Annotated in this window: 18 protein-coding genes; 15 read left to right on the forward strand and 3 right to left on the reverse strand. The window is 57.2% G+C overall.

What is annotated here, in order from left to right:
• Nucleotides 1–3 precede the first annotated feature (3 nt).
• The 3 genes from recF to dnaA are packed head-to-tail and all read right to left on the reverse strand — an operon-like array spanning nucleotide 4 to nucleotide 3,788.
• Nucleotides 4–1,107, reverse strand: a complete 1,104-nt coding sequence (gene recF, locus D8U70_RS04055; protein ID WP_130928335.1) for a DNA replication/repair protein RecF — start codon at nucleotides 1,105–1,107, stop codon at nucleotides 4–6.
• A gap of 14 nt (nucleotides 1,108–1,121) precedes the next feature.
• Entirely contained in the window at nucleotides 1,122–2,225 is a 1,104-nt protein-coding gene (dnaN, locus tag D8U70_RS04060; RefSeq protein WP_016772390.1) for a DNA polymerase III subunit beta, read from the reverse strand.
• A gap of 39 nt (nucleotides 2,226–2,264) precedes the next feature.
• A complete protein-coding gene (gene dnaA, locus D8U70_RS04065; protein WP_024014947.1) occupies nucleotides 2,265–3,788 on the reverse strand; it encodes a chromosomal replication initiator protein DnaA in 1,524 nt (507 codons plus the stop codon).
• Between the two features lie 566 nt (nucleotides 3,789–4,354).
• On the opposite strand from dnaA, the gene rpmH reads away from it, so the two are divergent.
• The 15 genes from rpmH (at nucleotide 4,355) to atpA (ending at nucleotide 17,542) form a co-directional block, all read left to right on the forward strand.
• Nucleotides 4,355–4,489: a 50S ribosomal protein L34 gene (gene rpmH, locus D8U70_RS04070; RefSeq protein ID WP_003213577.1), complete on the forward strand. Its 135-nt coding sequence runs from the start codon at nucleotides 4,355–4,357 to the stop codon at nucleotides 4,487–4,489.
• A gap of 16 nt (nucleotides 4,490–4,505) precedes the next feature.
• Nucleotides 4,506–4,907: a ribonuclease P protein component gene (gene rnpA, locus D8U70_RS04075; RefSeq protein ID WP_024014946.1), complete on the forward strand. Its 402-nt coding sequence runs from the start codon at nucleotides 4,506–4,508 to the stop codon at nucleotides 4,905–4,907.
• On the forward strand, nucleotides 4,900–5,145 hold the full coding sequence (gene yidD / locus D8U70_RS04080) for a membrane protein insertion efficiency factor YidD (RefSeq protein WP_027901580.1): 246 nt from the start codon (nucleotides 4,900–4,902) through the stop codon (nucleotides 5,143–5,145). The genes rnpA and yidD overlap by 8 nt, the downstream gene beginning before the upstream one ends.
• Before the next feature lie 2 nt (nucleotides 5,146–5,147).
• Nucleotides 5,148–6,827, forward strand: a complete 1,680-nt coding sequence (gene yidC / locus D8U70_RS04085; RefSeq protein ID WP_041476523.1) for a membrane protein insertase YidC — start codon at nucleotides 5,148–5,150, stop codon at nucleotides 6,825–6,827.
• A gap of 81 nt (nucleotides 6,828–6,908) precedes the next feature.
• Entirely contained in the window at nucleotides 6,909–8,276 is a 1,368-nt protein-coding gene (gene mnmE, locus D8U70_RS04090; protein WP_130928336.1) for a tRNA uridine-5-carboxymethylaminomethyl(34) synthesis GTPase MnmE, read from the forward strand.
• Nucleotides 8,277–8,827: 551 nt separating this feature from the next.
• Nucleotides 8,828–10,726, forward strand: coding sequence for a tRNA uridine-5-carboxymethylaminomethyl(34) synthesis enzyme MnmG (gene mnmG, locus D8U70_RS04100; protein ID WP_130928337.1), 1,899 nt, complete (start codon nucleotides 8,828–8,830; stop codon nucleotides 10,724–10,726).
• A complete protein-coding gene (gene rsmG, locus D8U70_RS04105; protein ID WP_130928338.1) occupies nucleotides 10,723–11,367 on the forward strand; it encodes a 16S rRNA (guanine(527)-N(7))-methyltransferase RsmG in 645 nt (214 codons plus the stop codon). The genes mnmG and rsmG overlap by 4 nt, the downstream gene beginning before the upstream one ends.
• Before the next feature lie 18 nt (nucleotides 11,368–11,385).
• Complete coding sequence (locus D8U70_RS04110; RefSeq protein ID WP_016772400.1) at nucleotides 11,386–12,183, forward strand: ParA family protein; 798 nt, start codon at nucleotides 11,386–11,388, stop codon at nucleotides 12,181–12,183.
• A gap of 9 nt (nucleotides 12,184–12,192) precedes the next feature.
• Nucleotides 12,193–13,065 carry a ParB/RepB/Spo0J family partition protein gene (locus D8U70_RS04115; RefSeq protein ID WP_007960777.1) on the forward strand — a complete coding sequence of 291 codons (873 nt, stop codon included), beginning with the start codon at nucleotides 12,193–12,195 and terminating at the stop codon, nucleotides 13,063–13,065.
• Between the two features lie 148 nt (nucleotides 13,066–13,213).
• A complete protein-coding gene (locus D8U70_RS04120; protein ID WP_016772401.1) occupies nucleotides 13,214–13,621 on the forward strand; it encodes a F0F1 ATP synthase subunit I in 408 nt (135 codons plus the stop codon).
• Between the two features lie 16 nt (nucleotides 13,622–13,637).
• Entirely contained in the window at nucleotides 13,638–14,507 is an 870-nt protein-coding gene (atpB, locus tag D8U70_RS04125) for a F0F1 ATP synthase subunit A (RefSeq protein WP_016772402.1), read from the forward strand.
• 133 nt (nucleotides 14,508–14,640) lie between these two features.
• Nucleotides 14,641–14,898, forward strand: coding sequence for a F0F1 ATP synthase subunit C (gene atpE, locus D8U70_RS04130; protein ID WP_003097235.1), 258 nt, complete (start codon nucleotides 14,641–14,643; stop codon nucleotides 14,896–14,898).
• A 58-nt stretch (nucleotides 14,899–14,956) separates the two neighbouring features.
• Nucleotides 14,957–15,427: a F0F1 ATP synthase subunit B gene (locus D8U70_RS04135; RefSeq protein ID WP_016772403.1), complete on the forward strand. Its 471-nt coding sequence runs from the start codon at nucleotides 14,957–14,959 to the stop codon at nucleotides 15,425–15,427.
• 12 nt (nucleotides 15,428–15,439) lie between these two features.
• The gene (locus D8U70_RS04140; RefSeq protein WP_016772404.1) at nucleotides 15,440–15,976 is read left to right on the forward strand and encodes a F0F1 ATP synthase subunit delta; all 537 of its coding nucleotides are present in this window, start codon (nucleotides 15,440–15,442) and stop codon (nucleotides 15,974–15,976) included.
• Nucleotides 15,977–15,997: 21 nt separating this feature from the next.
• Entirely contained in the window at nucleotides 15,998–17,542 is a 1,545-nt protein-coding gene (gene atpA / locus D8U70_RS04145; RefSeq protein WP_016772405.1) for a F0F1 ATP synthase subunit alpha, read from the forward strand.
• Nucleotides 17,543–17,550: the final 8 nt, after the last annotated feature.

Here is a 17,550-nt window from a genome sequence, read left to right on the forward strand (position 1 = left end):
CCTTCACTCCCGATGGTCGTGGGTCTGGGTGATACGGCCCTGTTCCACGTGGAACAAAGCGACTGGCGTTTCCGTCTGCCAGCCTTCCCTCAGTAATTCGTGATCTACACAGGTGATGAACACCTGGCAGCGTAAGTCTTCCAGCAAGCGGCACAGCGCGCGACGGTGGCTCTCGTCCAGCTCGGACGGCAAGTCATCCACCAGATAAATACACTGTCCGCGACGGCCCTGGCTGACCAGGTGCCCTTGGGCAATCCGTAGTGCACAGACCACAAGCTTCTGCTGACCCCGGGACAGGATGTCCGCGGCATTGTGTGCGCCCAATCTGAGACGCAAATCAGCTCGTTGCGGTCCGGCCTGGGTGTGCCCCATCTGCTGGTCCCGTTGCACGGAACCGGCGAGTACGGCGCTCAATTCGCGGTCCTTGTCCCAGCCTCGGTAATAGCTGAGCGTCAAACCCTCGAGCTCAACCAGTTCGCTCAAGGTCTGTTCGAAGACCGGTTTCAAGGCTGTGATGTAAGCGCGGCGGTATTCATCGATTTCAGCGCTGGCCTGGCACAGTTCCCTGTCCCAAACCGCTTGCGAAACGGCGTCAAGTGTACCATGCCGCAGCCAGGAGTTTCTCTGGCGCAGCGCCTTCTGCAAACGCTGCCAAGTGGCCATGAAACGCGGTTCAACGTGGAACACACCCCAGTCCAGAAACTGGCGGCGAATCTTTGGCGCTCCTTCCAGCAGACGGAAGCTGTCCGGGTTGATCAACTGCAACGGCAGGATCTCCGCCAGCTGCGCAGCGCTACGGGCGTTCTGGCCATCGATGCGAATCTGGAACTCGCCTTGACGGTCGCGAGAAATCCCCAGCGCACTGTGCCCGCCTTCAGCCAGCTCAACCTGACCAAATACAGTACAGGCGAGCTGTTCGTACTGAATGACGGGCAACAGCCGCGTGCAGCGAAACGAACGGGCAAGCCCCAGCAGATGAATGGCTTCCAGAACACTGGTTTTGCCGCTGCCGTTGGCGCCGTAAAGAATGTTGATGCGTGGGGAGGGGGAGAAGGTCACCGGGTGCAGATTGCGCACCGCGGTGACCGAAACACGACTTAACGACATTCAGGATCAGCTGATTACAGACGCATCGGCATGACAACGTAAGCCGAATCGTCATTGTCAGACTCTTGCACCAGCGCACTGCTGTTGGAGTCGGACAGGATCAGGCGAACCTGCTCGGTGGTCATCACGCCCAGCACGTCGAGCAGGTAGCTGACGTTGAAACCGATCTCCAGCGAGCCGCCGTTGTACTCAACGCCCACTTCTTCTTCAGCTTCTTCCTGCTCCGGGTTGTTGGCCTGGATCTTTAACTGACCGCTGGCCAGTTGCAGACGGATACCGCGGTACTTCTCGTTGGACAGAATCGCGGTACGGCTGAAGGCTTCACGCAAGGCTTGACGATCGCCGAGTACCAGCTTGTCACCACCTTTGGGCAGCACGCGCTCGTAATCCGGGAATTTACCGTCGACCAGTTTCGAGGTAAAAGTGAACTCGCCAGTGGTGGCGCGGATGTGGTGCTGGCCGAGGACGATGCTGACATTGCCATCCGGCTCGGTGAGCAGACGCGCCAACTCGAGGATACCTTTACGCGGCACGATCACCTGATGGCGATCCGGCTGACCGATATCGGCTTGCATCGAGCACATTGCCAGACGGTGACCGTCGGTAGCCACGGCGCGGATCACACCAGCGGAAACTTCCAGCAGCATGCCGTTCAGGTAGTAACGCACGTCCTGCTGGGCCATGGCGAAGCTGGTGCGTTCGATCAAGCGACGCAGTTTGCTCTGCTCCAGGCTGCACGTCAGCGAGCCCGGGCCTTCTTCAACAGTCGGGAAGTCGTTGGCCGGCAGGGTCGACAGGGTGAAGCGGCTGCGGCCGGCCTTCACCACCAGTTTCTGCTCGTCGACCTTGATATCGATCAGCGCGTCGTTGGGCAGGCTTTTGCAGATGTCCATCAGCTTGCGCGCCGGCACGGTGATGGAGCCCGTTTCGGCCGGCTCTTCGAGTTGCACACGACCGACCAGCTCGACTTCCAGGTCGGTACCGGTCAGCGACAGTTGCTGGCCTTCGACGACCAACAGCACGTTGGACAGTACCGGCAAGGTCTGTCGGCGCTCGACGACGCCTGCGACCAGTTGCAGGGGTTTCAACAGGGCTTCGCGTTGAATGGTGAAATGCATGGTCTAGTCCCTTGCCTTAATAAGCTGCGCTGGTGTTCATCAAGTGGTCAGTGTACGCAGCAGGTTCTTGTAGTCCTCGCGGATGTCCGCGTCGGATTCCTTAAGTTCGTTGATCTTGCGGCAGGCGTGCAGCACGGTGGTGTGGTCGCGGCCGCCAAACACATCGCCGATTTCCGGCAGGCTGTGGTTGGTCAGTTCCTTGGACAACGCCATGGCCACCTGACGCGGACGAGCCACCGAGCGCGAACGGCGCTTGGACAGCAGGTCGGAAATCTTGATCTTGTAATACTCGGCGACGGTGCGCTGAATGTTATCCACAGAAACAAGTTTGTCCTGCAACGCCAGCAAGTCTTTGAGGGATTCGCGAATCAGCTCGATGGTGATGTCGCGGCCCATAAAGTGCGAGTGAGCGATCACACGTTTCAGCGCACCTTCCAGCTCACGGACGTTAGAGCGAATGCGCTGGGCAATGAAGAACGCGGCGTCATGCGGCAACTCGACTTTGGCCTGATCGGCCTTCTTCATCAGGATCGCCACGCGGGTTTCCAGTTCCGGCGGCTCGACCGCAACGGTCAGGCCCCAGCCGAAGCGGGATTTAAGGCGTTCTTCAAGGCCTTCGATTTCTTTCGGGTAGCGGTCACTGGTGAGAATGACCTGCTGACCACCTTCAAGCAACGCGTTGAAGGTGTGGAAAAACTCTTCCTGGGAACGCTCCTTGCGAGCGAAGAACTGAATATCGTCGATCAGCAAGGCGTCCACCGAACGGTAGAAACGCTTGAATTCGTTGATGGCGTTCAGTTGCAACGCCTTGACCATGTCGGCCACGAAGCGCTCGGAATGCAGGTACACAACCTTGGCATTCGGATTCTTCTTTAATAGATGGTTGCCCACCGCGTGCATCAAGTGAGTTTTACCCAGACCGACGCCGCCATAAAGGAACAGCGGGTTGTAGCCGTGCTTGGGATTGTCCGCCACCTGCCAGGCCGCCGCACGGGCGAGCTGGTTGGATTTACCTTCGACGAAGTTTTCGAAGGTGAACGTGCGATTCAGGTAACTGGTGTGCTTGAGCGCACCTTCAACCTGCACGGTGCGCTGCTCCGCGCGAACCGGGGCCTGCTGCGAAGCGGCGCCGGCCATCGGGTCGAAGCTGTCGCGGGAAGGTTCTTCGCTGACTTCAGCGGCCTTCTGTGTGGAACGTTTGGCCGGAGCAGGGGCTGGCGTCGGTGCCGGATTGCTCGCTGGCACATTATTGGCCTGCGCCTGAGCAACCTGCGCGGCCGCCAATGGCGCATTGGGTGCGGCACGAGGTGCCGAGCTGCGTTTGCTGCCTATTAACAAGGACAGCGCCGGCGTCGAGCCATTGCCGTGCTCATCCAGCAATTCAAGGACGCGGCCCAGGTACTTTTCGTTGACCCAGTCCAGCACGAAACGATTCGGTGCGTAGACGCGCAACTCGTCGCCTTCGGCTTCGACCTGTAGTGGACGGATCCAGGTGTTGAATTGTTGGGCAGGCAGCTCTTCGCGCAAAAGCTCCACGCACTGCTGCCAAAGTTCCACTGACACGGATATCCCCTAAGTTGAAAGCCGGTGAGGCAAAAACAAGCGGCCATTGTAGCGGCGAGCGATTCACTTATCCACATGCAGGTAGGTTCGTCACCATCATTTATCAACGCGTTAACGCATTAAAAGGCGACCAACGGCATGTGAATAAGCCCTGTGGATAAACGCCTCTGAGGGCACTGGACAACTGGGGGCTAAACCCGGTGGATAACCAGCCTGTGGATAACAGGCCATTTCACGCACAGCTTATCCGATAGCGCAGCACAGGCTGAACACTGTTTTCCACTGTAGTTGTCATTCTCTGTACACCACACAAAATAAGGCCTGATAGCAGTTATCCACAGAAGATGGCGTGTCTAGCTTTTACAAGCTTTACAGAAAAGCTTTAAATAATTCCCTTCTTTATTTCTATATCTGGCTGACAGGCTTTCGAGCTTAAACCCTGCCCGGATCTATTTATAAGGAAACGCTGGTTGGAAATTGACCTGAAGGCTTGCTTTCTCTAGAATCCCCGGTCTCTTAAAACGGGGGCCATTCCGGCCCGTTGTGGACGAACCAGGTAACACGACATGAAACGTACTTTCCAACCAAGCACTATCAAACGCGCTCGTACCCACGGTTTCCGTGCTCGCATGGCTACCAAGAACGGCCGCGCAGTCCTGTCGCGTCGTCGCGCCAAAGGTCGTGCGCGTCTGGCAGTTTGATAATCCGGTACTGGAGGTGAGTCAGGACTTCAGTCGGGAAAAGCGTCTGCTTACCCCCCGGCATTTCAAGGCGGTCTTTGACTCCCCTACCGGCAAGGTTCCGGGGAAAAATCTCCTGCTCCTTGCACGCAACAACGATCTTGATCACCCCCGTCTCGGGCTGGTTATCGGGAAAAAGAGCGTAAAGCTCTCCGTTGAGCGCAATCGCCTCAAACGTCTGATGCGCGAATCGTTCCGTCTGCACCAGGATTCACTGGTCGGCTGGGACATCGTTATCGTCGCGCGCAAAGGTTTGGGTGATGTAGAAAACCCCGAATTGATTCAGCATTTCGGCAAACTCTGGAAGCGTCTGGCACGCAACAAGCCCGTTCCGGCAGTCAAAACCGAAACTGTAGGGGTAGACAGTACCGATGCGTAAACTGGCCCTCGTTCCGATCCAGTTTTATCGCTATGCCATTAGTCCTTTAATGGCCAGCCACTGTCGCTTCTACCCCAGTTGTTCCTGCTACGCGTATGAAGCCATTGAAAATCATGGCCTTCTGCGCGGTGGCTGGCTGACCTTTCGTCGTTTAGGTCGCTGTCATCCGTGGAATCCCGGTGGTTATGACCCGGTTCCACCTGTCCCTACCTCCCGTTCTTCTTCGATGGCCGAGTAATCATGGATATCAAACGCACGATCCTGATCGTCGCCCTGGCAATCGTGTCCTACGTCATGGTTCTTAAATGGAACCAGGATTATGGTCAGGCTGCCCTGCCGACTCAGAATGTTGCTTCCAGTACGACTACATCCGGTTTGCCGGACACCGCCACTGGCACAAATGCCGCCAGTGACGATATTCCGCGCGCCGCCAGCGATACCAGCGCACCTGCCGAAACGCCGGTCGCCGCCAGCAAGGATCTGATTCAGGTCAAGACCGATGTGCTCGATCTGGCGATCGATCCACAGGGTGGCGACGTTGCGCAACTGACTCTGCCTTTGTATCCACGTCGTCAGGATCGTCCTGACGTTCCGTTCCAGCTGTTCGATAACGGCGGCGAACGTGTATATCTGGCGCAAAGTGGTCTGATCGGTACTAACGGCCCGGATGCAAACCCGGCCGGTCGTCCGGTTTATTCCTCGGAGAAGAAGGTTTACCAACTGGCTGACGGTCAGGATCAACTCGTCGTTGACCTGAAATTCAGCAAGGACGGCGTCAACTACATCAAGCGTTTCACCATGAAACGTGGCCTGTACGACGTCGCTGTCTCCTACATTGTGGATAACCAGAGCGCTCAGCCCTGGAACGGCGCAATGTTTGCCCAGTTGAAGCGCGATGCCAGCGCTGATCCTTCGTCGACCACTGCTACTGGCACCGCGACTTACCTGGGCGCTGCCCTGTGGACAAGTTCCGAGCCGTACAAGAAAGTGTCGATGAAGGACATGGACAAGGCGCAGCTCAAGGAAACCGTCACCGGTGGTTGGGTAGCCTGGCTGCAGCACTACTTCGTGACTGCGTGGATTCCGGCCAAGGGCGAAAACAACATCGTCCAGACCCGTAAAGACAGCAAAGGCAACTACATCATCGGTTACACCGGTCCTACTCTGACCGCTGCTCCAGGTGCAAAAGTTGAAACCAGCGCTGTGCTGTACGCAGGTCCGAAAAGCCAGGCTGTGCTGAAAGAGTTGTCCCCAGGTCTGGAACTGACCGTCGACTACGGCATTCTGTGGTTCATTGCCCAGCCGATCTTCTGGCTGCTGCAACATATCCACGCCATTGTCGGAAACTGGGGCTGGTCGATCATCTTCCTGACCATGCTGATCAAAGGGATTTTCTTCCCGCTGTCGGCTGCCAGCTACAAATCGATGGCGCGCATGCGTGCCGTGGCTCCGAAACTGGCTGCGCTGAAAGAGCAACATGGCGATGACCGGCAGAAAATGTCGCAAGCCATGATGGAGCTGTACAAGAAAGAGAAGATCAATCCACTGGGCGGCTGCTTGCCGATCCTCGTGCAGATGCCGGTCTTCCTGTCGCTGTACTGGGTTCTGCTGGAAAGCGTGGAAATGCGCCAGGCGCCGTTCATGCTGTGGATCACTGACCTGTCGATCAAGGATCCGTTCTTCATTCTGCCGATCATCATGGGCGCAACCATGTTCATCCAGCAGCAGCTGAACCCGACGCCTCCGGATCCGATGCAGGCGAAGGTCATGAAAATGATGCCAATCATCTTCACCTTCTTCTTCCTGTGGTTCCCGGCGGGTCTGGTGCTGTACTGGGTTGTGAACAACTGCCTGTCGATTGCACAACAGTGGTACATCACGCGTAAGATCGAAGCGGCGACGAAAAAAGCCGAGGCGTAACTTGCACTGTGGATAACACCACTCAAAACGCCCCCTAGTGGGGCGTTTTGCTATCTGCCACTTTTGTCTGGATGCCGCTTTATGAGCACACCCCGTGAAACCATCGCTGCTGTCGCCACTGCTCAAGGGCGCGGCGGTGTGGGCATCGTCCGTATTTCCGGGCCGTTGGCCAGCGTGGCGGCAAAAGCCATCAGCGGCCGAGAGCTGAAACCGCGTTACGCCCATTACGGGCCGTTTTTCAGTGACGACCAGCAAGTGCTGGACGAAGGTCTGGCTTTGTATTTTCCGGGGCCGAACTCGTTCACAGGCGAAGACGTGCTGGAACTCCAAGGTCACGGCGGCCCAATCGTGCTGGACATGTTGCTCAAGCGCTGCCTGGAACTGGGTTGTCGTCTGGCCCGTCCTGGGGAATTCAGCGAGCGCGCCTTCCTCAATGACAAACTCGATCTGGCCCAGGCCGAGGCAATCGCCGATTTGATCGAAGCCAGTTCTGCCCAGGCTGCGCGCAATGCGCTGCGTTCATTGCAGGGTGCGTTTTCCCAGCGTGTGCATAACCTGACCGAGCAACTGATCGGTTTGCGTATCTACGTTGAAGCCGCGATCGACTTCCCGGAAGAGGAAATCGACTTTCTCGCCGACGGCCATGTGCTGAGCATGCTCGACAAAGTACGCGATGAGTTATCCACAGTGCTGCGCGAAGCAGGGCAGGGCGCGTTATTGCGTGATGGCATGACCGTCGTCATCGCAGGGCGTCCGAATGCCGGTAAATCAAGCCTGTTGAATGCTCTGGCCGGTCGCGAGGCTGCCATCGTTACCGAGATTGCCGGCACCACGCGGGATATCCTGCGCGAGCATATCCACATCGACGGCATGCCATTGCACGTTGTCGATACCGCAGGACTGCGGGACACGGACGATCATGTGGAAAAAATTGGTGTGGAACGGGCCTTGAAAGCCATTGGTGAAGCGGATCGGGTTTTACTGGTGGTCGATGCGACCGCACCAGAGGCACTGGATCCTTTTGCCTTGTGGCCAGAATTCCTTGAGTCTCGACCGGATCCGGCGAAAGTCACCCTGATCCGTAACAAGTCCGATCTGACCGGTGAAGCGGTTTCTCTGGAAACCAGTGATGACGGCCACGTGACCGTCAGTCTCAGCGCCAAGTCCGCCGAAGGCCTCGATCTGCTGCGGGACCACCTCAAGGCGTGCATGGGTTACGAGCAGACCTCGGAAAGCAGCTTCAGCGCACGTCGCCGGCATCTGGAAGCACTGCGTCACGCCAGCGCGGCACTGGAACATGGCCGCGCGCAACTGACGCTGGCGGGCGCTGGCGAGTTGCTCGCCGAGGATTTGCGCCAGGCTCAGCATTCCCTGGGTGAAATTACCGGGGCGTTCAGCTCTGATGATTTGCTCGGAAGGATTTTCTCCAGCTTCTGCATCGGCAAATAACCCTCCTGCTATTCACAGACAGGTCCGTTCGCGACCTGTCTGCTTCCCTCTTTTCTAAAATCCTCCAAGAGTGCCGGGCAGATTTTTTCTCCCTGAGCGGTTTTCGGCTTCCCGATACCTCTTCCTCCATCAAATTTTTGTGGATTAAGCCCTGTGAATAACTGCCACTGAGGGCAGTTGATAACAGGGCCTCAAAACTGGAGATAACCCACGCTGTGGATAACCACCCCTTTCATCCACAGGCTTAAACCGGTTATCCAATGGCCTCATTGCCACATGAGCACAGAGTTTTGAACCTCTGTACACGTTGAAAAATAAGACTTGTAGCGATCTATCCACAGAAACGTGGTTCAGTAAGAATAAACATAAAAACAAAGGTTTTATAAATTTCTCTCTTTTTTATTTTTTTAACCTCGAGTTCTCCACAGCTGGTTAAATTTTGTGCAGAGGGTTCTTTAGAAAGGGCGAAGTCCCTATACTTGCCGACCAGGTCCAGAAACCTGGTTTCAATATTTCCTGAATGACCTACTTAAGCAGGCACGAGGTGCGTGGTGGATTTCCCTTCCCGTTTTGAAGTGATCGTCATCGGCGGCGGTCATGCCGGTACCGAGGCAGCACTGGCGTCAGCACGCATGGGGGCAAAAACCCTGTTGCTGACGCATAACGTGGAAACCCTCGGCGCCATGAGTTGCAACCCGGCCATCGGTGGCATCGGCAAAAGCCATCTGGTCAAGGAAATCGATGCCCTCGGCGGCGCGATGGCCATGGCTACCGACAAGGGCGGCATCCAGTTTCGCGTGTTGAACAGCCGCAAAGGCCCGGCAGTACGGGCCACCCGTGCGCAAGCCGACCGAATTCTCTATAAGGCCGCTGTCCGCGAAATCCTGGAAAACCAGCCAAACCTGTGGATATTTCAACAGGCTGCTGACGACCTGATCGTCGAGCAGGAGCAAGTCCGTGGTGTGGTTACACAGATGGGGCTGCGTTTCTTCGCCGATTCCGTGGTGTTGACCACCGGTACATTCCTCGGCGGACTTATCCACATCGGTTTGCAGAATTTCTCCGGCGGTCGCGCCGGTGATCCACCGTCGATTGCTCTGGCCCACCGTCTGCGTGAGTTGCCATTGCGTGTCGGGCGCCTGAAAACCGGTACACCGCCGCGTATTGATGGCAAATCTGTGGATTTTTCGGTGATGACCGAGCAACCGGGCGATACACCAATTCCGGTGATGTCGTTCATGGGCAACAAGGAACAGCATCCGCGTCAGGTCAGCTGCTGGATCACCCATACCAATGCCCGCACCCACGAAATCATCGCGGCGAACCTCGATCGTTCGCCGATGTATTCCGCTGCCGGTGAAATCGAAGGCGTCGGCCCGCGTTATTGCCCGTCGATCGAAGACAAGATTCATCGCTTTGCCGACAAGGAAAGCCATCAGGTGTTCATCGAACCGGAAGGTCTGACCACCCATGAGCTGTATCCGAACGGGATATCCACAAGCCTGCCGTTCGACGTGCAATTGCAGATCGTGCAATCGATCCGCGGCATGGAAAACGCACACATCGTGCGTCCGGGTTATGCGATCGAGTACGACTACTTCGATCCGCGCGACCTGAAGTACAGTCTGGAAACCAAAGTCATCGGCGGTCTGTTCTTCGCCGGGCAGATCAACGGCACCACCGGTTACGAAGAAGCCGGCGCTCAAGGTCTGCTCGCCGGGGCCAACGCTGCGCTGCGGGCCAAGGGCAAAGAAGCCTGGTGTCCGCGCCGCGATGAAGCGTACATCGGCGTTCTGGTCGACGACCTGATCACCCTCGGTACCCAAGAGCCGTACCGTATGTTCACGTCCCGCGCCGAGTACCGCCTGATTCTGCGCGAAGACAACGCCGACCTGCGTCTGACCGAAAAAGGTCGCGAGCTCGGGCTGGTCGATGACGCGCGCTGGGCGGCCTTCTGCAAGAAACGCGAAAGCATCGAGTTTGAAGAACAGCGTCTGAAAAGCACCTGGGTAAGGCCGAATACCCCGCAGGGCGATGCTATTGCTGACAAGTTCGGCACGCCGCTGACTCACGAGTACAACCTGCTCAACCTGTTGAGCCGTCCGGAAATCGACTACGCCGGTCTGGTCGAAGTGACCGGGCAGGGCGCCGAAGATCCACAGGTCGCCGAGCAGGTCGAGATCAAGACCAAATACGCCGGTTACATCGACCGCCAACAGGACGAAATCGCCCGTCTGCGCGCCAGCGAAGACACGAAATTGCCTGTGGATATCGATTACACCAACATCTCCGGTCTGTCCAAGGAGATCCAGAGCAAGCTCGGCGCCACCCGTCCCGAGACGCTGGGCCAGGCTTCGCGGATTCCTGGCGTAACCCCGGCAGCGATTTCGCTGTTGATGATTCATTTGAAAAAACGCGGCGCGGGCCGTCAGTTGGAGCAAAGCGCTTGAGTGCCAAGGTCACTTCGCAACACGCCGAAGAGTTATCCACAGGAGCCCGCGAGCTCGGTGTCCATCTCACTGAAACCCAGCACGAAATGCTGCTGGGTTATCTGGCCCTGTTGATCAAATGGAACCAGGCCTACAACCTGACCGCTGTGCGCGATCCGGACGAAATGGTTTCGCGGCACTTGCTCGATAGTCTCAGCGTGATGTCGTTTATCGAAAACGGTCGCTGGCTCGATGTCGGCAGTGGCGGTGGCATGCCTGGTATTCCGTTGGCGATTCTGTACCCGGACTCGCAAGTGACCTGTCTGGACAGCAACGGCAAGAAAACCCGCTTCCTGACTCAGGTCAAACTGGAGCTGAAGCTGAATAACCTGCAAGTTATCCACAGTCGCGTAGAAGCCTTCCAGCCTGCACAGCCATTCAAAGGGATCATTTCCCGGGCGTTCAGCAGCATGGAAAACTTCACCAACTGGACGCGTCACCTCGGCGATGCCGATACACGCTGGCTGGCAATGAAGGGCGTTCATCCGGCCGATGAGCTGGTAGCATTGCCGGCAGATTTCAAACTCGATAGCGAACACGCCCTGGCCGTCCCCGGTTGCCAAGGCCAACGCCATCTGCTGATACTGCGCCGCACGGCATGATTGGGAACACAAGCAAGAATGGCTAAGGTATTCGCGATAGCGAACCAGAAGGGTGGTGTGGGCAAAACCACCACCTGCATCAACCTCGCAGCATCCCTGGTCGCGACCAAGCGCCGGGTGCTGTTGATCGATCTCGATCCACAGGGCAACGCCACCATGGGTAGCGGTGTGGATAAACATGGTCTGGAAAACTCGGTCTACGATCTGCTGATCGGTGAATGCGACCTGGGCCAGGCCATGCACTTCTCCGAGCACGGCGGTTATCAACTGCTGCCGGCCAACCGTGATCTGACCGCAGCAGAAGTGGTGCTGCTGGAAATGCAGATGAAGGAAAGCCGTCTGCGCAGTGCGCTGGCGCCGATCCGTGACAACTACGACTACATTCTGATCGACTGCCCACCGTCGCTGTCGATGCTCACGCTCAACGCACTGGTCGCCGCTGACGGGGTGATTATTCCCATGCAGTGCGAATACTTTGCGCTGGAAGGTTTGAGCGACCTTGTGGATAACATCAAGCGCATCGCTGAACTGCTCAATCCGAACCTGAAAGTCGAAGGCCTGCTGCGCACCATGTACGACCCGCGCCTGAGCCTGATGAACGATGTTTCGGCGCAGCTCAAGGAACACTTCGGCGATCAGCTGTACGACACGGTGATCCCGCGCAACATTCGCCTGGCCGAAGCACCGAGCTACGGCATGCCGGCGCTGGCTTACGACAAGCAATCGCGTGGCGCCCTGGCCTATCTGGCTCTGGCGGGCGAGATGGTTCGTCGTCAGCGTAAAAATTCACGCATTGCTGCTGCTCAGCCAACTTAAGGAATCCCCATGGCCGTCAAGAAACGAGGTCTCGGACGTGGACTGGATGCACTGCTGAGTGGTCCGACGGTCAGCGCGCTGGAAGAACAAGCCGCGCAGGCCGACACCCGCGAACTGCAACACCTGCCGCTGGACCTGCTGCAGCGCGGCAAATATCAGCCGCGCCGCGACATGGACCCGCAGGCACTGGAAGAGCTGGCGCAGTCGATCAAGGCTCAGGGCGTGATGCAGCCGATCGTGGTACGCCCGATTGGCGGCGGTCGCTTCGAGATCATTGCCGGTGAACGCCGCTGGCGCGCCAGTCAGCAGGCCGGGCAGGAAACCATCCCGGCGATGGTTCGCGATGTGCCGGATGAAACCGCCATTGCGATTGCGCTGATCGAGAACATCCAGCGTGAAGACCTCAACCCGATCGAAGAAGCCGTCGCCTTGCAGCGCTTGCAGCAGGAATTCCAGCTGACTCAGCAGCAGGTTGCCGAGGCTGTGGGTAAGTCGCGGGTGACTGTGGCTAACCTGTTGCGACTTATTGCACTGCCTGAAGTGATCAAGACCATGCTGTCGCACGGTGACCTGGAAATGGGTCACGCGCGTGCCTTGCTCGGTCTGCCGGACAATCAGCAGGTCGAAGGGGCGCGACATGTTGTCGCACGAGGACTGACTGTGCGCCAAACCGAGGCACTGGTTCGTCAGTGGTTGAGTGGCAAACCGGAGCCTGTGGAAGCTGCAAAACCCGACCCGGACATCGCTCGCCTCGAGCAGCGCCTGGCCGAGCGCCTAGGCTCTGCGGTGCAGATTCGCCATGGCAAGAAGGGCAAAGGTCAATTGGTGATTGGTTATAACTCGCTCGACGAGCTTCAAGGTGTGCTCGCACACATCCGCTGAAACATTTCCTCATGTAGCGCGCAGTCGGAAATCACTACCTGACAGTTGAATAGGGGCAGAACCGCCCCTATACTCTGCGCGCATTTTGTCGGCACAAATTATGCCAAGTTATTGAATTTCGGCAGCCGACCATTGGAGAGCAACTGTGATGGAAACCCGCACGCCAAACCGCTTGCCTTTCCATCGCCTGGCGGTTTTTCCGGTGTTGATGGCTCAATTTGTCATTCTGCTCATTGCCGCTTTGGCGCTCTGGCAATGGCATGGAGTCGTTGCCGGATACTCGGGACTTTGCGGAGGCCTGATAGCCTTGCTGCCCAATGTTTATTTCGCTCACAGGGCATTTCGGTTTTCCGGCGCCCGAGCAGCCCAGTCCATCGTCCGGTCTTTTTATGCCGGCGAGGCAGGCAAACTTATTTTGACGGCAGTGCTGTTTGCACTGGTGTTCGCAGGTGTGAAGCCACTGGCGCCGATCGCAGTATTCGGCGTGTTCGTGCTGACGCAGTCGGTCAGCTGGTTCGCTCCCCTGCTGATGAGAACAAGACTTTCGAGACCTTAGGGCGTTTGAGGCAACCATGGCAGAGACAACCGCTTCGGGCTATATCCAGCACCACTTGCAGAATCTGACTTTCGGTCAGCTACCCAACGGCGGCTGGGGCTTTGCCCACACCGCAGCAGAGGCCAAGGAAATGGGCTTCTGGGCTTTCCACGTCGATACCCTCGGCTGGTCGGTCGCGCTGGGTCTGATCTTCGTTCTTCTTTTCCGCATGGCGGCGAAGAAAGCGACTTCGGGTCAGCCGGGTGCCTTGCAGAACTTCGTTGAAGTATTGGTCGAATTCGTCGATGGCAGCGTGAAAGACAGCTTCCATGGCCGTAGCCCGGTGATTGCACCGCTGGCGCTGACCATCTTCGTCTGGGTGTTCCTGATGAACGCCGTCGACCTGGTACCGGTCGACTGGATTCCTCAGCTGGCCATCCTGATCTCCGGCGATGCTCACATCCCGTTCCGCGCCGTGTCGACTACCGACCCGAACGCGACTCTGGGCATGGCGTTCTCGGTGTTCGCACTGATCATTTTCTACAGCATCAAGGTCAAGGGCATCGGCGGCTTCATCGGCGAACTGACCCTGCACCCGTTCGGCAGCAAGAACATCTTCGTTCAGGCCCTGCTGATCCCGGTGAACTTCCTGCTGGAATTCGTCACCCTGATCGCCAAGCCGATCTCTCTGGCTCTGCGTCTGTTCGGCAACATGTATGCCGGCGAGCTGGTGTTCATTCTGATCGCTGTGATGTTCGGCAGCGGCCTGCTCTGGCTCAGCGGCCTGGGCGTTGTTCTGCAGTGGGCGTGGGCTGTATTCCACATCCTGATCATCACCCTGCAGGCGTTCATCTTCATGATGCTGACCATCGTCTACCTGTCGATGGCGCACGAAGAAAACCATTAAGACCAGTCTCGACTAGTCTGATGTTCCTCCCGGTCAAACGGGAGGGAGCTCCTTGCGGGGCAGCTGAAACGATTTGTTTTACCGCTTTAATCTAAAAAACCTAAACCATACGACGTAAAAGTCGGGAGGAAAGATGGAAACTGTAGTTGGTCTAACCGCTATCGCTGTTGCACTGTTGATCGGCCTGGGCGCACTGGGTACCGCAATTGGTTTCGGCCTGCTGGGCGGCAAGTTCCTGGAAGGCGCAGCGCGTCAGCCAGAAATGGTTCCAATGCTGCAAGTGAAAATGTTCATCGTTGCCGGTCTGCTCGACGCCGTAACCATGATCGGTGTTGGTATCGCTCTGTTCTTCACCTTTGCGAACCCGTTCGTTGGTCAGATCGCTGGCTGATTACTCGGATCTTCCGGGTAATTTGGTGTGATGGACAACGTAACTGCGAGGTGTTGGCGTGAACATTAATGCGACCCTGATTGGCCAGTCCGTTGCGTTCCTGATTTTTGTACTGTTCTGCATGAAGTATGTATGGCCTCCGGTCATCGCTGCTCTGCACGAACGTCAAAAGAAGATCGCTGATGGTCTGGACGCTGCCAGCCGTGCAGCTCGCGACCTGGAGTTGGCCCAAGAGAAAGCGGGTCAGCAACTGCGCGAAGCGAAAGCTCAGGCAGCTGAAATCATCGAGCAAGCCAAGAAACGCGGTAACCAGATCGTCGAAGAGGCTGTTGAAAAAGCCCGTATCGACGCTGACCGTGTGAAGGTTCAGGCTCAAGCCGAGATCGAACAGGAACTGAACAGCGTCAAAGACAAGCTGCGTGCCCAAGTGGGCTTGCTGGCTGTTGGCGGCGCCGAGAAGATCCTGGGTGCCACAATCGATCAAAACGCGCACGCAGAGCTGGTTAACCAACTGGCTGCTGAAATCTAAGCGAGGGCGATCATGGCAGAACTGACCACGTTGGCCCGACCTTACGCTAAGGCGGCCTTCGAGCACGCTCAGGCCCACCAGCAACTGGCCAATTGGTCAGCCATGCTCGGCCTGGCAGCAGCGGTGTCGCAAGACGACACCCTGCAGCGCGTGCTCAAGGCCCCGCGACTGACGAGCGCAGAAAAGGCCGCCACGTTCATTGACGTGTGCGGCGACAAGTTTGATGAAAAGGCACGCAATTTCATCAACGTCGTTGCCGAGAACGACCGTCTCCTGCTTCTGCCGGAGATCGCCGCTCTGTTCGACCTGTACAAGGCCGAACAAGAGAAATCGGTAGACGTTGAAGTGACCAGTGCATTTGCATTGAACCAAGAACAGCAAGACAAACTCGCCAAGGTTCTCAGTGCACGACTCAACCGGGAAGTGCGCCTGCAAGTTGCGGAGGACGCTGCCTTGATTGGTGGTGTCGTGATCCGCGCCGGCGACCTGGTTATCGATGGCTCGATTCGCGGCAAAATCGCGAAACTTGCCGAAGCATTGAAATCTTGAGTTTGAAGGGGCAGCAGAGCAATGCAGCAACTCAATCCTTCCGAAATAAGTGAAATTATCAAGGGCCGCATCGACAAGCTCGATGTGACCTCCCAAGCCCGTAACGAAGGCACTGTCGTCAGCGTATCTGACGGCATCGTGCGGATTCACGGTCTGGCCGACGTCATGTACGGCGAGATGATCGAGTTTCCGGGCGGCGTCTACGGTATGGCTCTCAACCTGGAGCAGGACTCCGTAGGTGCCGTGGTATTGGGCTCCTACCAGTCGCTGGCTGAAGGCATGAGCGCCAAGTGCACCGGCCGCATCCTCGAAGTTCCTGTTGGTAAGGAATTGCTGGGCCGCGTAGTCGATGCTCTGGGTAACCCTGTTGACGGCAAAGGTCCACTGGGCAACACCGAGACCGACGCGGTCGAGAAAGTTGCTCCAGGCGTGATCTGGCGTAAGTCGGTAGACCAGCCTGTACAGACTGGCTACAAGGCTGTCGATGCCATGATCCCTGTCGGCCGTGGCCAGCGTGAGCTGATCATCGGTGACCGTCAGATCGGTAAAACCGCTCTGGCGATCGACGCGATCATCAACCAGAAAGACAGCGGCATTTTCTGCGTCTACGTAGCCATCGGTCAGAAGCAATCGACCATCGCCAACGTGGTTCGCAAGCTGGAAGAAAACGGCGCCCTGGCCAACACGATCATCGTGGCTGCCAGTGCTTCGGAATCTCCTGCGCTGCAATTCCTGGCACCGTACTCCGGTTGCACCATGGGTGAATTCTTCCGCGACCGCGGTGAAGACGCGCTGATCGTTTATGACGATCTGTCCAAGCAGGCAGTGGCTTACCGCCAGATTTCCCTGCTGCTGCGCCGTCCACCAGGCCGTGAAGCTTACCCAGGCGACGTGTTCTATCTCCACTCCCGTCTGCTGGAGCGCGCATCCCGCGTTTCGGAAGAATACGTAGAGAAGTTCACCAACGGCGCAGTGACCGGCAAAACCGGTTCCCTGACCGCACTGCCGATCATCGAAACCCAGGCTGGCGACGTTTCCGCGTTCGTTCCGACCAACGTGATTTCCATCACCGACGGTCAGATCTTCCTGGAATCGGCCATGTTCAACTCGGGCATCCGCCCTGCAGTGAACGCCGGTGTTTCGGTATCCCGTGTGGGTGGTGCCGCTCAGACCAAGATCATCAAGAAGCTCTCCGGTGGTATCCGTACCGCTCTGGCTCAGTACCGTGAACTGGCGGCATTCGCCCAGTTCGCTTCTGACCTGGACGAAGCGACCCGCAAGCAACTTGAGCATGGTCAGCGCGTTACCGAGCTGATGAAGCAGAAGCAATACGCACCAATGTCGATCGCTGACATGGCGCTGTCGCTGTATGCCGCTGAGCGTGGGTTCCTGACTGACATTGAAATCGCCAAGGTCGGCAGCTTCGAACAAGCGCTGATTGCTTTCTTCAACCGCGATCACGCCGATTTGATGGCCAAGATCAACGTTAAAGGTGACTTCAATGACGAAATCGACGCTGGCATGAAAGCCGGTATCGAGAAGTTCAAGGCCACCCAAACCTGGTAAGCCGCAGC

The organism is Pseudomonas sp. Sample_20, assembly GCF_004307585.1.
In the GTDB taxonomy this organism is placed as follows: Bacteria; Pseudomonadota; Gammaproteobacteria; order Pseudomonadales; family Pseudomonadaceae; genus Aquipseudomonas; species Aquipseudomonas atacamensis.